The following is a 13,910-nucleotide window of genomic DNA, read 5'->3' as shown; positions in this document are numbered from 1 at the left end:
CGGCAATTGAGTTCGCCATGGGCAGTGAGGACGCACTAAGCTGGATCACTGGTTCATTCCTATGAAAGGCTGATATCTGTGGATTTGCTGATCCCTCTTGCGCTTGCCGCGCTGCTGATCTTTTTCCTGTTCAATTCTCGGCGTAAGCAGAAAGCGCGTGCGGAGCAGATCAAATCGGGCCTCGTGCCCGGCGCGACCGTGATGACGACCTTCGGTGTCTTCGGTACGGTCCTCTCGATCGATGAGGAGAACAACCAGGTGACCATCGAATCGGGTCCCGGCACGGTTCTGCGCGTCCACCGTCAGGCGATCGGCCAGATCGACAACCCCGAGGCAGCGACTGCCGTCGATGCACCCGTTGCCGACGCCCCTGCCGCCGATACCTCTGCTGCCGAGACGTCCGCAGCGGAGACCGATGGCGAGAAGCCGGCGATCACCGACGCCGAACTCGACGCCATGAACGCTCGCAAGCGTGCCGAAAAGGACTCCGACGCCGATTCCGAGAGCACAGACGTCGCCGAATCGGCCGACTCGGCAGTCGAGCCGACCGATGTCGACTCCGCTGTCGATGCTGACTCCACTGTCGTCGACGAGTCCGTTGCCGAGGCCGACGGAGCCGATGACGCCGCCGAGATCGATTCGGACGTCGACGAGGCCGATTCGACCGAGTCGGACACCGACAAGAAGAACTGATCCGACCGCGCACTCTGCTCCCGATCGAAAGCTGAAACGTGTCCGATATCGAAGAAAAGCCACGCCCTGGTCTGCGCTTCCTGTGGCTGGTGATCGTCACCCTCGTCCTCGCCGGCGTCATCGCTGCGGGCGTCATCTGGTCGAATGCCACGGCGAGTCCCAAACTCGCCCTCGACCTCGAAGGCGGAACATCGATCATCCTCGAACCGCAGGTGTCGAAGGATACGGACATCAGCAAGGAGCAGCTCGACCAGGCCGTGGCGATCATTCGCCAGCGCGTCGACTCCACCGGTGTCTCGGAAGCGGAGATCACGACGCAGGGTGATCGCAACATCGTCGTCAACCTCCCGGGCAACCCCGATGAGGAGACCCGCAACCTCGTGCGTTCGTCGGCACAGCTCGTCTTCCGACGGGTCGCACTCGTCGGAGACCCGCGTTCCCAGGAGCAGATCCAGAAGGAGCAGGAGAAGAGCGGCGAGAGCAGCGACTCAGGCGATTCCTCAGGTTCCGATGACGGACTGAGCGACGAAGAGCGCAAGCGCATCGAAGACCTCACCGGTGGCGACTCCGGGTCGCAGGGCGACGCGCAGGACTCTGAGGGCGACGCGCAGGGACAGGACCAGGCTCCGTCCGGCGGCGGCGAGGTCGCCAAGCCGGGCGGAACCACCTCGGCGAAGGATGCGGACAAGAAGTCATCGACGGGCGAGGAGTCCTCGGGATCGGCGAGCGAACCCGCTTCGGAGAAGACCGAGGGCAGCGGATCGAGCGACGACACGAAGGTCACCGACTCGACCCCTCGGCCACTGTTCGACCCGGAGAAGGACGCCAGCGAATGGCAGACCGAGTCGATCATCAAGAAGTACAGCGAGCTCGACTGCACGAACAAGAAGAACCGCACCGGCGGCCAGCAGCAGCCGGCCGACGAGCCGGTTGTCGCATGTTCCGAAGACGGCCAGGCGAAGTACATCCTCGGTCCCGTCGAACTCTCCGGCGACCACCTCGCCGACGCCAGCGCCGGCTACGCCGCGGGAGCCAATGGCGTCCAGACCAACCAGCCCGCGGTCAACCTGTCCTTCGACTCCACTGGTCGAGAGATCTTCAAGCAGATCACCGCGGACATCACCGGAAAGCAGCAGCCGTACAACCAGTTCGCCATCGAACTCGACGGTCTTGTTCTCTCCGCACCGACGTCGAACGCCACGATCACCGACGGCAACGCGGAGATCTCAGGAAACTTCACCCTGGACTCGGCGCAGACCCTGGCCGATCAGCTCAAGAACGGTTCTCTGCCGCTGAGCTTCCAGGTCCAGAGCGAAGAGCAGATCTCACCGACTCTGGGCTCGAACTACCTGCAGATCGGCATCTTCACCGGTCTTGCGGGCCTCATCCTCGTCGTCATCTACTCGCTGCTGCAGTACCGGGTGCTCGGCCTCGTCACGGTATCGAGCCTCGTGGTCGTCGGCGTGCTGACCTATCTGCTGCTGCTCCTGTCGTCGTGGAGATACGGCTACCGGCTCTCGTTGGCCGGCCTCGCCGGTATCATCATCGGCATCGGCATGGCCGCGGACTCGTTCATCGTCTACTTCGAACGCGTCAGAGACGAACTGCGCAGCGGCCGCAATCTGCTCTCGGCGGTCGAAGTCGGTTGGGATCGGGCCAAGCGCACCATCTACGCCTCGAAGGGCGTGAACATGCTTGCCGCGATCATCCTCTACATCCTGGCCGTCGGCTCGGTGCGCGGATTCGCGTTCACCTTCGGCCTGGCCGTGGTCGTCGACGTCATCGTCGTCTTCCTCTTCACGCACCCGATGCTCGAGGTCCTCGCCCGGACGAAGTTCTTCGGCGAGGGGCATCCCCTCTCGGGTATGGATCCCAGGCTCCTCGGCGTCAAACCTGCCGCCTATCGCGGGGCACTCGGACTGTCCATCGACGACAGTGACAAGTCCCCGGAGGCCAGGCGACGGGAGAAGGCGCGCCTGCGCAAGGCCGGACTCACCGCCGACGACACATCGGCCGAGACGAGTACGACTGCGGATGCGAAACCGGCGAAGAAGACGAAGAAGCGTGGGTCGACCGCCGGGGCGGCTGCCGCGGGGACGACGATTGCCGAACGCAAGCGTGGGAAGCAGGCCGAGGAGTCCGAGGACGATTCGGCTGCCGAGTCCTCGACCGAGGACACATCCGAGTCCGACGGCCCGACCGCCTCGGCGAATGAGACGGCTGCGCAGTCCCGGCTCAACGGCGGATCGATCGCCGAACGGAAGGCGGCCCGACGCGCCGCCGAGAAGAAGGCGGCCGAAGAGGGCAAGGAGGCAGACAAGTGAAACGGTTCTTTGCCTGGGGCAACCGCCTCCACAACGGTGAGACCTCGATCCCCTTCGTCGGCAAGGCGAAGCTGTGGCTGAGCATCGCCGGGGTCCTCGCGATCCTGTCCCTGCTCGTGCCCCTCATCGCCGGATTCAACTTCGGCATCGCCTTCAAGGGCGGTTCGCAGTTCCAGATCGACCACGTCAGCGACACCTCGGCGCCCAAGGGAGAGGACATCGTCAACGATGCCGTCTCGGGTTCCGAACCGAGGCTGACGCCGACCGGGGACACCGCGGTGCAGATCGAGACGAACCAGCTCTCGGACGACCAGATGCAGCAGGTCCGCGAGGCCCTCGTCGACGGCTATGACGTCGAGACTGCAGACGTCACCTCGACTTTCGTCGGCCCCGAATGGGGCCAGGACGTCACCGAGAAGATGGTCCGCGCGCTCGTGATCTTCGTGGCGATCGCGATGATCGTCATGGCGCTGTACTTCCGCACGTGGAAGATGTCGCTGGCTGCGATCATCGGACTCGTCGTCGTCATGATCGTGACCATGGGCATCTACTCGGCCACCGGCATCGAGGTCACACCCGAAGCGATCATCGGCTTCCTCACCGTCTTGAGCTTCTCGCTCTATGACACGGTCGTCGTCTTCGACAAGATCCGCGAGAACACGGCCCGGTTCAAGGACAAACGCAATCTCAAGTTCTCCGAACTCGTCAACCTCGGCGTCAATCAGACGACCGTGCGCTCGATCAACACGACCGTGGTGTCCGTGCTGCCTGTGGCGTCGATCCTCTTCATCGGTGCGCTGGCGCTCAATGCGGGAACGCTCATCGACATCTCGTTGTCCCTGTTCATCGGTATGATTGTGGCAGCGTCGTCGACCCTGTTCGTCGCCAGCCCGCTCTACGCTCTGCTCCGTGCCAACGAACCGGCCGTCAAGGAGCAGGAAGAGGCCGTGCGTGAACTACGCTTGAGGAACGGGGAAGCAGACGTCCCACCGGTGATTCACGCCGAAGTCTGACCCGCAGAGAGGAGATGTGATGGCTTCTTCAGCCGATTCGCGCCGTCCGCGAGGCATCTCCCGACTGGCCTGGTGGGCGGCCAGGGCGCAGAACAACCCTGGCTACCCACGTGTCCTCGGGCCGATGATCCGAGCCCTGCAGTCGAACCATCCGAAGGCCGACATCGACCTCGTCGTGCGTGCCTACAAAGTCGCCGAGGAGGCCCACCGCGGGCAGACCCGGAAGTCCGGGGACGCCTATATCACCCACCCGATCGCGGTGGCGACGATCCTCGCCGAGATCGGCATGCTCCCGGTCACTCTGGCCGCGGCCCTGCTCCACGACACCGTCGAGGACACGTCCTATTCTCTTGACGCACTGACCGAGGAGTTCGGCTCCGAGGTCGCGGCGATGGTCGACGGAGTGACGAAGCTCGACAAGCTCACCTATGGGCAGGCCGCGCAGTCGGAGACGGTGCGCAAGATGATCGTCGCGATGGCCAAGGACATCCGCGTCCTCGTCATCAAGCTCGCCGACCGTCTCCACAATGCCCGCACCTGGCGGTTCGTGCCTGCTTCCTCGAGTACGAAGAAGGCCAGAGAGACCCTCGACATCTACGCTCCGCTGGCTCACCGGCTGGGTATGAACACGATCAAATGGGAACTCGAGGACCTCTCGTTCCAGGTCCTCCATCCCAAGGTCTACGACGAGGTCGTCAGGCTCGTCGCCGATCGTGCTCCCGAACGCGAGAAGTACCTGGCCACGGTGTCGAGCGAGCTGCAGAGCGAACTGCGCGAATCCGGCATCGAGGCGGCGATCACGGGACGGCCGAAGCACTACTACTCGATCTATCAGAAGATGGTCGTGCGCGGACACGAGTTCGCCGACATCTACGACCTCGTCGGCGTCCGTGTGCTCGTCGAATCCGTGCGGGAATGCTACGCGACCCTCGGCATCGTCCACGCGCGGTGGAACCCGGTTCCCGGGCGGTTCAAGGATTACATCGCGATGCCGAAGTACAACATGTACCAGAGCCTGCACACCACGGTGATCGGGCCCGCCGGCAAACCCGTCGAGATCCAGATCCGGACCCATGAGATGGACCGGAGGGCAGAGTTCGGCGTCGCCGCCCACTGGAAGTACAAGGACCTGAACAAATCGTCGAAGGCCGTGACCTCGAACACCGCACGCTCGGTGAAGGTCTCCGATGCCGGAGCGGTCGACGACGCGGCATGGCTGCGGCAGCTGCTCGACTGGCAGCGTGAGGTCAGCGACCCCGACGAGTTCCTCGACAATCTGCGCTACGAGGTGAATTCGAAGGAGGTCTACGTCTTCACCCCCAAGGGCGATGTGATGAGTCTGCCCTCGGGTGCTACCCCCATCGACTTCGCGTATGCCGTGCACACCGAGGTCGGTCACAAGACGATGGGTGCCCGCGTGAACGGGCGCCTGGTGGCCCTGGACACGGAGTTGAAGAACGGCGACTCCGTCGAGGTCTTCACCTCCAAGGACGAGAACGCCGGGCCCAGCCGCGACTGGCTCGGATTCGTCAGGAGCCCCCGCGCACGCAGCAAGATCCGCCAGTGGTTCTCCAAGGAGCGCCGCGAAGAGGCGATCGAGAACGGCCGCGAACAGCTGGCCCGGGCGATGCGCCGGCACTCCATCTCGGCCGCGTCTCTGATGAGTCAGGAAGCCCTCCAGGTCGTGGCGACCGAGCTGCGACTGCCCGATGTCAGCGCCCTGTATGCGGCCATCGGCAACGGCGTGACCTCCGCCCAGCACGTCGTCGACCTGCTCGCGAAAGAGGTCGGGGACGACGATGAAGAGGTCGTGCTGCCGCCGGAGCCGCGCAACCGCACCGGACAGTCCTCGGGTCACCACTCCTCGTCGGAGGGTGTGAGCGTCAAGGGCGTCGACGATGTGCTCGTCAAGCTCGCCCGCTGCTGCACCCCAGTGCCGGGAGACGAGATCGTCGGCTTCGTCACCCGCGGTTCCGGAGTCTCCGTCCACCGCGTCGACTGCCCGAACGTCGTGTCCCTCGAACGCGAACCCGAACGGATGGTCGAGGTCGAGTGGGGGGAGAAGACCAGCGGTGTCTACCTCGTGCAGATCCAGGTCGAGGCCCTCGACCGGTCCGGATTGCTCTCCGACATCACGAAGGTGCTCACGGAGACCCACGTCAACATCCTCTCCGCCTCCGTCGGCACTTCACGCGCCCGCGTCGCCCAGTCGAAGTTCGTCTTCGAGATGAGCGACGCCAGCCACCTCGACACCGTGCTCTCGGCCGTCCGCAAGGTCGAGGGCGTCTTCGACGTCTACCGCATCTCCGGGGGCTGATCCCGCCCCGTTGGGTGGGCACAATGGTCGGTCGCTGCCGAGATTCTTCTGACCAGAACGCCCATCTAAGCCTCGATCAGCGATCTCATCTGAGCGACGAAGGGCCTACGGGAGACCACTGAGAGATAGAGCCCGAATCGACGACGCAGACCCGCAGGGATCTCATCGACGATTCCGCGCAGCGCCTGGGCGGATTGGTCGTCGGGATGGTGGAAGTGGGGGAGGAGCAGATCGTAGAGAGTCCTCTCCTCCCTGGTGATCGGCAGGGATCCGATGCGCTGCCACTCGTCGTCGGCGAGAGCGATCTCATGGACTGAGAAGCCGTCATCGGCGATCCACCGTCGACGTGGCAGCGTGATGAAGCTCAGCGGGGTCGGCACCCGTCCCAGTCCGCGGTGGACCCACCAGGCACTGTCATGAGAGAGCACGAGCCCGGGCGGAACGAGCGAATGCAGCGCCTCCATCCGGTCCTCCGGTGAGAGGATCGCCCCCTTGCGCACCCACGTGGTCTCGGTCAGACGGATGAGCAGACCGTCGAGAGTGAGCTCGGTGAGATGCTCGTACCCGTAGTCACGCAGATGAAACAACGCCTCCATACACCGACTATCGCCGGGTACGGAGGCGTTGGCAAGGGTGCGCTGAGAGCCTGTGGACAACCACCGACTCGAACGCCGCCAGCTGTGGATTCAGTCGAGTTCCGCCGCAGTCTGTGCGAGCTGATCCCTCCATGCGCGACGGGCATCGAGGGCCGCCTGGGCATCGGCGACGGCCTTCTCATCACCGGAGGCCTGGGCGGTCTCAAGCTTCTTCTCGAGTTCGAGGATCGAATCGTCGAGCTGACTCAGCGCACCGGAGGTGCGGGCCTTCGTCTCCGGGTTGCTGCGCTGCCATGCGGCCTCCTCGGCCTCCGACAGTGCCCGCTCGACCTCGCGCAGACCGTACTCCATCCGCGAGACGTCGGCGCGGGGAACCTTCCCGGCGTCCTCCCATTCGTCCTGAATGGTGCGCAGGTCCCGCTTCGCGGCCACCGGGTCGGTGATCGGCAGCAGCGCCTGCGCCTTCTTCAGCAGCTCCTCCTTGACGACGAGGTTGCCCTTGTACTCTTCGTCGAGCGCGGCGTTCTCCGCGTCCCTGGCTGAGAAGAACACGTCCTGTGCCGCACGGAACCGCGCCCACAGTGCGTCATCGTCCTTCCGGGAAGCGCGCGGGGCACGCTTCCACTGAGTCATGAGGTCTTTGTACTTCTGCGACACCGTGCGGAAATCGGTCGAGGCGGACAACGACTCCGCCTCGGCGACGATCTTCTCCTTGATCCGCTTGCCCTCGGCATTGACCTTGTCGAGCTCAGCGAAGAACTCCTTGCGCTTGTGCTCGAAGGTGTTCCGGGCCTGGGAGAACCGGCCCCACAGCTCCTGATCGACCGAACGCGGCAGACGCGGTCCGGTGCGCTGCATGTCCTTCCACTGGGCGAAGAGCTCACGCAGACGCGCACCCGACTGCTTCCACTGGATCTTCGACGGGTCCTGCTTGGCCAAGGACTCCGCCTCGGTGACGAGTTCTTCCCGCTTCTCTGCGGCGGCGAGCTTCGCCGCCTGAGCCTGCGCGGCCTGGCGGGACTCGGTGGATTCGGCATCCGAGATGAGAGTGTCCAGCGTCGCGCTCAGACCCTTGAGGTCGCCGACGACATTTGCCTCCGGCAGCGACTCCTTGAGCGTCGTGGCCGCGGCCACGATCTCGCGTCCCGGGGCACCGGCCGAGAGCCGATTGCGCAGCAGAGCCGCGCTCTCGACGAGCTCGACGTACTTCTTCGCAAAGTACTCGAGCGCCTCTTCGGGAGTGGCATCCGGGTACTGTCCGACAGCACGCTCACCCTCGGTCGTCGTGACGAACACGCTGCCGTCTGCATCGGCACGACCGTGCGTCACCGCGCGCGCCACCTCGGCATCGTGGTCGATATGGCTGGCATTGACCACCTGGGCCGCCTGCGGGCGGGGCAGAGACGACGGGCGGGGGGTCGGCTTCGGTGTCGGGGTCGACATGGTTCTCACCTTGTTTCCATCGGTCGAACCGGCGGGTCTTCACACCCGCCGATCACTCGATTGTGGGATAGACGTTATCCCAGCATAACCATCAGGAAGCCGGCGGATAGACTTTGCACATGGATGTATTCACCACCCACGCCGAATTCCTCGACGTCAACTGCTATGCCGTGCGGGCCGAGGGCCGCAGCGACTGCATCCTCATCGACTCCGGATACGACTGCGCACCGGGTCTCGAACGCCTCCTGGCCGAAGAGGAACTGGACCCGCAGGCGATCTTCCTCACCCACGGCCATCCCGACCACATCCTGGGCCTGACCAATGTACTCGCACGCTGGGACGTCCCCGTCCACCTCGGCGGGGCCGATCGGTACCGGCTCGACGATCCGGCGTCGACGCTCAGCCCCCAGTTCACCCCGCTGCTCGCTCCACTCGTCGCCGACTGGACGGCACCGGACGTCATCGACGTCAGCGACGGACAGAGCTTCGAGATCGCGGGACTGACCATCACGGCCGTCTCCGCACCGGGACACACCGAGGGATCGACACTGCTGCGCGTGAGCGACGGCGACGAGGAGATCATCTTCACCGGCGACGTCGTCTTCGCCGGGGCCATCGGCCGCGTCGACCTGCCCGGGGGAGACGCCGAGGCGATGCAGGACTCACTGCGGGCGTTCGCCGAACTGCCCGACGTGCCCATCTATCCTGGACACGGTCCGGCCTCCCGCGTCGGTCGGGAACTGGACTCGAATCCCTTCTTCTGACCGCGAGCGCGCCCACGGACCAGCGCGGACCCGACCCGGCACCAACAACCACTGTCCACCATCCCAAGAACCACATCGCACCGAAAGCAAGGAGCACCATGGCGAAGTCAGCCCGTCTGTCCGGATTCCCGGAACGGCTACCGGCCGAACGCGTGATCGAAAAGGCCATCATCGACACGCTCGAACACACCTTCGCCCTGCACGGGTTCTCCGCACTCAACCACCGCGCCGTCGAACCGATCAGCCAGCTGGCCAAAGACGGGGAGATCGACAAGGAGATCTTCGCCGTCTCCCGGCTTCACTCCGACGGTGCCGAACGCAATCCGCTGGGTCTGCACTTCGACCTCACCGTGCCGCTGGCCCGCTACATCGCCGATAACGCGAACGAGCTGAGCTTCCCGTTCAAGGCCGCCCGCGTCCAGCCGGTGTGGCGTGGGGAACGCCCCCAGGCCGGTCGCTACCGCGAATTCATCCAGGCCGATATCGATGTCATCGCCGATGGTGAGCTGCCCGGTCACTTCGAGGTCGAGATCCCCCTGGCCGTCGCCGACGCGTTCACTCGCCTCGCACCACTGGGTGTGCCGGGCATCAAGATCGTCGTCAACGATCGTCGTCTGCTCGAAGGCTTCGCCCGCGGCATCGGACTGACGAACATCCAAGCCGTGCTGCGGTGCCTGGACAAATACGACAAGATCGGCGCCGACGAGGTGGCGAAGCTGCTCGCCGCCGAGGCCGGCGCCGATGAGCAGCAGCAGCAGCTGTGCCTGCAGCTGGCCGCCATCGAATCCGACTCACCGGACTTCGCCGACGAGGTCCGCGCCCTCGGAGTGGAGCACCCGCTGCTCGAGGCCGGCCTCGAATCGCTGACGACGATGCTGCGCGCCGCCCACGAGCGGGCGCCGGGTGTCGTCGTCGCCCAGCTGAAGATCGCTCGCGGACTCGACTACTACACGGGTGCCGTCTACGAGACGCAGCTGATCGGGCACGAGGAACTCGGCTCCGTCTCCTCCGGCGGCCGGTACGACTCCCTGGTCACGGTCGGGAAGAAGAACTATCCGGGCGTGGGCATGTCCATCGGCGTCTCCCGCCTCATGGCGTTCATCCTCGGCGAGGACTCGACCATCCGCGCCACCCGCGGCACGCCCTCGGCGGTCGTCGTGGCGGTCACCGATGATGCCCGTCGCACCGAGGCCGACGCCGTGGCCACCGAGCTGCGTGCCCGGGACATCCCCTGCGAGGTGTCCCCGAACGCGGCGAAGTTCGGCAAGCAGATCCGCTATGCGGAACGCCGCGACATCCCGTTCGTGTGGTTCACCGACGGAGAGTCCGGTCACGAGGTCAAGGACATCCGCTCCGGTGAGCAGTCCCCGGCCGACCCGGCGACCTGGACGCCGTCCGAGGACGACCTCTGGCCACGGGTCTACGGAGCCTGAACACGTTCACCGGCAGTGCCCGCACCCGGCGTCGAGGCGTGTGCGGGCCGCCGGTCGTGAGCGACTATCATTGGTCACGCGCTGAACATCAACATCACTAAGGAGCCCTAGGTGCTGCGAAGCCACGAAGCCGGAAGCCTGCGAGCCGCGGACGCAGGAGAAACCGTCACCCTCACCGGGTGGGTCGATCGTCGTCGCGATCACGGAGGTGTGGCCTTCATCGATCTGCGTGACGCTTCTGGAATCGTGCAGATCGTCGTCCGTGAGGACGATGCCCACCAGCTGCGCAATGAGACCGTCGTCAAGGCCACCGGCACCGTGTCCGCCCGCCCCGAGGGCAACACGAACCCGAACCTGCCCACCGGCGAGATCGAGATCGTCGACACCGCCGTCGAGGTGCTCTCCGAGGCCGCGGCGCTGCCGTTCCAGGTCTCGGATCACGCTGAGGAGTCCGGCACCGTCGGTGAGGAGACTCGCCTGCGCTACCGCTACCTGGACCTGCGCCGCTCGGGCCCGGCGAAGACGATCCGTCTGCGCTCCGATGTCAACAAGGCGGCGCGCTCGGTCCTTGATGCCCATGACTTCGTCGAGATCGAAACCCCGACGCTGACGAAGTCGACTCCGGAAGGTGCCCGGGACTTCCTTGTCCCGGCCCGCCTCAAGCCAGGTTCCTGGTACGCCCTGCCGCAGTCGCCGCAGCTGTTCAAGCAGCTGCTCCAGGTCGCCGGCATGGAACGCTACTACCAGATCGCCCGCTGCTACCGCGACGAGGACTTCCGCGCCGACCGCCAGCCCGAGTTCACCCAGCTCGACATCGAGGCCTCCTTCGTCGAGCAGGACGACATCATCGCCCTGGCCGAGGAGATCCTCACGGCGCTGTGGAAGCTCATCGGCTACGACATCAGCACGCCGATCCCGCACATCACCTACCACGAGGCGATGGAGAAGTACGGTTCGGACAAGCCCGACCTGCGTTTCGGCCTCGAGCTGAGCAACCTCACAGAGTTCTTCGCAGACACCCCGTTCCGCGTCTTCCAGTCCGAATACGTCGGCTCCGTCGTCTACCCGGGCGGCGGCTCGCTGCCCCGCCGCCAGCTCGACGCCTGGCAGGACTGGGCGAAGCAGCGCGGCGCGAAGGGCCTGGCCTACGTGCTCATCGGAGAGGACGGCACCCTGTCGGGCCCCGTGGCCAAGAACATCTCCGATGCCGAGAAGGCCGGACTCGCCGAGGCGGCCGGAGCGAATCCGGGCGACGCGATCTTCTTCGCCGCCGGATCCCCCAACGACTCCCGCGCACTCCTCGGTGCCGCCCGCAATGAGATCGCCGAACGCACGGGACTCATCAAGGACGGCGACTGGGCCTTCGTGTGGGTCGTCGACGCACCGCTCTTCGAATCCGCCGCCGATGCGCAGGCCGCCGGTGACGTGGCCGTCGGCGGGGGACAGTGGACTGCCGTCCACCACGCCTTCACCGCGCCGAAGCCCGAATTCCTCGACACCCTCGAATCCGATCCCGGTGCCGCCCTGGCCTACGCCTACGACATCGTGTGCAACGGCAACGAGATCGGCGGAGGCTCGATCCGCATCCACCGCAAGGATGTTCAGGAGCGCGTGTTCTCGATCATGGGCATCACCGAGGAAGAGGCGCAGGAGAAGTTCGGCTTCCTCCTCGAAGCCTTCAAGTTCGGTGCACCCCCGCACGGCGGCATCGCCTTCGGCTGGGACCGCATCGTGTCCCTGCTGGCCGGGGTCGACTCCATCCGTGAGGTCATCGCGTTCCCGAAGTCCGGCGGCGGCTATGACCCGCTGACCCAGGCTCCGGCTCCGATCACCGACGCCCAGAGGGCCGAGGCCGGCGTCGACTACGAACCGGAAGACGACGACACCGAGTCCTGATGAGCCAGGAACCGAATCTGTTCTCCGACGGCCCGGACCAGGAATCACCTGGTCCGGGCTTCGCCGGTTCCTCCGGGGCATCGTCGACCGGGCGGGCGCTCGATCCGCTGGCGGTGCGGATGCGTCCGCGCACCATCGCCGAGGTGGTCGGACAGGAACATCTGACGTTCCCCGGATCCCCGCTCAACCAACTCGTCGAAGCCAGCGGGGGAGACCGGGCGGGAGCCTCCTCGGTGATTCTGTGGGGTCCTCCCGGGGTCGGGAAGACGACGCTCGCGCACGTGATCTCGCACGCACCGGGACGTACCTTCGTCGAACTCTCGGCGATCACCGCCGGAGTCAAGGACGTCCGCCAGGTCATCGAGAACGCCCGCCGCGAACGCGAGATGTACGGCAGAACGACCGTGCTCTTCCTCGATGAGATCCACCGCTTCTCCAAGGCCCAACAGGACGCACTGCTTCCGGCGGTGGAGAACCGCCTGGTGGTGTTGGTGGCGGCGACGACGGAGAACCCGTCGTTCTCTGTCATCTCCCCGCTGCTGTCCCGTTCGCTGCTGCTCACCCTGCGGCCGCTCGATGACGAGGCGATCGGCAACCTCCTCGATCGTGCCGTCGAATCCGACCGAGGCCTGGCCGGCGGCTTCGAACTCAGCGACGAAGCGCGGGCCTTCATCGTCCGCATCGCCGGTGCCGACGCCAGGCGGTCCCTGACAGTGCTCGAGGCCGCCGCCGGCATCGCCGCCGCTCAGGCCGAGGACGACACTCCGCCGATCCGCATCACCGAGGAGGCCTGCGCCGAGGCAAGCAGTGAGACGGTGCTGCGGTACGACAAGAACGGCGATCAGCACTACGACGTCGTCTCTGCGTTCATCAAATCCATCCGCGGCTCGGATGTCGACGCCGCACTGCACTATCTGGCGCGGATGATCGTCGCCGGTGAGGACCCGCGCTTCATCGCCCGCCGCGTCGTCATCTCCGCCGCCGAGGACATCGGCATGGCCGACCCGCAGGCGCTGCCCATCGCGGTGGCCGCCTCGACGGCGGTACAGAACATCGGCATGCCCGAAGGCCGCATACCCCTCGCCGAGGCAGTCACCTACCTCGCGCTGGCCCCGAAGTCGAACGCGAGCTACCGGGCGCTGGACACTGCGATCGCCGATGTCAAGAACGGTCTCGCCGGTCAGGTGCCGACCCATCTGCGCGATGCCCACTATCCAGGGGCGAAGGAACTCGGCCACGGCGAAGGCTACAAGTACTCCCACGACTATCCGCATGGGGTCGCGGATCAGGAGTACCTGCCCGAAACGCTGCGCGGCAAGCGCTACTACACCCCGACGGGCAACGGCATGGAGAGGTCCATGGCAGAAAGGCTGGAGAATCTGCGGCGCCTGCTCCGGCCCGAGAGCTGATCAGCTGAGAGCGGGCACTCAC

At 65.6% G+C, this 13,910-nt stretch carries 10 protein-coding genes; 8 read left to right on the top strand and 2 right to left on the bottom strand.

The features are described 5' to 3' along the window. Positions 1–78: 78 nt before the first annotated feature. From GUY23_RS10520 to GUY23_RS10505, 4 genes are read left to right on the top strand one after another with little or no spacing between them, the layout of a single operon-like run. On the top strand, positions 79–693 hold the full coding sequence (locus GUY23_RS10520) for a preprotein translocase subunit YajC (RefSeq protein WP_228282208.1): 615 nt from the start codon (positions 79–81) through the stop codon (positions 691–693). A 38-nt stretch (positions 694–731) separates the two neighbouring features. Next, on the top strand, positions 732–3,017 hold the full coding sequence (gene secD, locus GUY23_RS10515; protein WP_228282206.1) for a protein translocase subunit SecD: 2,286 nt from the start codon (positions 732–734) through the stop codon (positions 3,015–3,017). Continuing rightward, positions 3,014–4,030: a protein translocase subunit SecF gene (gene secF, locus GUY23_RS10510; protein ID WP_166972137.1), complete on the top strand. Its 1,017-nt coding sequence runs from the start codon at positions 3,014–3,016 to the stop codon at positions 4,028–4,030. The genes secD and secF overlap by 4 nt, the downstream gene beginning before the upstream one ends. Positions 4,031–4,049: 19 nt before the next feature. Then, complete coding sequence (locus tag GUY23_RS10505) at positions 4,050–6,347, top strand: RelA/SpoT family protein (RefSeq protein ID WP_166972135.1); 2,298 nt, start codon at positions 4,050–4,052, stop codon at positions 6,345–6,347. 65 nt (positions 6,348–6,412) lie between these two features. Here the strand turns inward: GUY23_RS10505 and GUY23_RS10500 are convergent, their stop codons facing one another. Continuing rightward, positions 6,413–6,943, bottom strand: coding sequence for a hypothetical protein (locus GUY23_RS10500; RefSeq protein WP_166972133.1), 531 nt, complete (start codon positions 6,941–6,943; stop codon positions 6,413–6,415). 90 nt (positions 6,944–7,033) lie between these two features. Next, positions 7,034–8,386, bottom strand: a complete 1,353-nt coding sequence (locus tag GUY23_RS10495) for a DUF349 domain-containing protein (protein WP_166972131.1) — start codon at positions 8,384–8,386, stop codon at positions 7,034–7,036. Positions 8,387–8,505: 119 nt separating this feature from the next. Here GUY23_RS10495 and GUY23_RS10490 point away from each other — a divergent pair, with 119 nt between their 5' ends. From GUY23_RS10490 to GUY23_RS10475, 4 genes are all read left to right on the top strand, one after another. After that, positions 8,506–9,150 carry an MBL fold metallo-hydrolase gene (locus GUY23_RS10490; RefSeq protein WP_166972129.1) on the top strand — a complete coding sequence of 215 codons (645 nt, stop codon included), beginning with the start codon at positions 8,506–8,508 and terminating at the stop codon, positions 9,148–9,150. A gap of 98 nt (positions 9,151–9,248) precedes the next feature. Next, positions 9,249–10,583 (top strand): histidine--tRNA ligase, encoded by a 1,335-nt coding sequence (gene hisS / locus GUY23_RS10485; protein WP_166972127.1) that lies wholly within the window; start codon positions 9,249–9,251, stop codon positions 10,581–10,583. Between the two features lie 111 nt (positions 10,584–10,694). Next, entirely contained in the window at positions 10,695–12,479 is a 1,785-nt protein-coding gene (gene aspS, locus GUY23_RS10480) for an aspartate--tRNA ligase (protein ID WP_166972125.1), read from the top strand. Continuing rightward, positions 12,479–13,888 carry a replication-associated recombination protein A gene (locus GUY23_RS10475; RefSeq protein WP_166972123.1) on the top strand — a complete coding sequence of 470 codons (1,410 nt, stop codon included), beginning with the start codon at positions 12,479–12,481 and terminating at the stop codon, positions 13,886–13,888. The genes aspS and GUY23_RS10475 overlap by 1 nt, the downstream gene beginning before the upstream one ends. Positions 13,889–13,910 lie beyond the last annotated feature (22 nt).

It is taken from the genome of Brevibacterium atlanticum (genome assembly GCF_011617245.1).
Taxonomy (GTDB): domain Bacteria; phylum Actinomycetota; class Actinomycetes; order Actinomycetales; family Brevibacteriaceae; genus Brevibacterium; species Brevibacterium atlanticum.
The sequence above is the reverse complement of the archived record's forward strand: the minus strand, read 5'-3'. Positions and strand labels throughout refer to the sequence as shown.

Coding starts and splice junctions, on each gene's coding strand:
- GUY23_RS10505 (WP_166972135.1), top strand. CDS start 4,050: ATGGCTTCTTCAGCCGATTCGCGCCGTCCGCGAGGCATCTCCCGACTG.
- GUY23_RS10500 (WP_166972133.1), bottom strand. CDS start 6,943: ATGGAGGCGTTGTTTCATCTGCGTGACTACGGGTACGAGCATCTCACC.
- GUY23_RS10495 (WP_166972131.1), bottom strand. CDS start 8,386: ATGTCGACCCCGACACCGAAGCCGACCCCCCGCCCGTCGTCTCTGCCC.
- GUY23_RS10490 (WP_166972129.1), top strand. CDS start 8,506: ATGGATGTATTCACCACCCACGCCGAATTCCTCGACGTCAACTGCTAT.
- hisS (WP_166972127.1), top strand. CDS start 9,249: ATGGCGAAGTCAGCCCGTCTGTCCGGATTCCCGGAACGGCTACCGGCC.
- GUY23_RS10475 (WP_166972123.1), top strand. CDS start 12,479: ATGAGCCAGGAACCGAATCTGTTCTCCGACGGCCCGGACCAGGAATCA.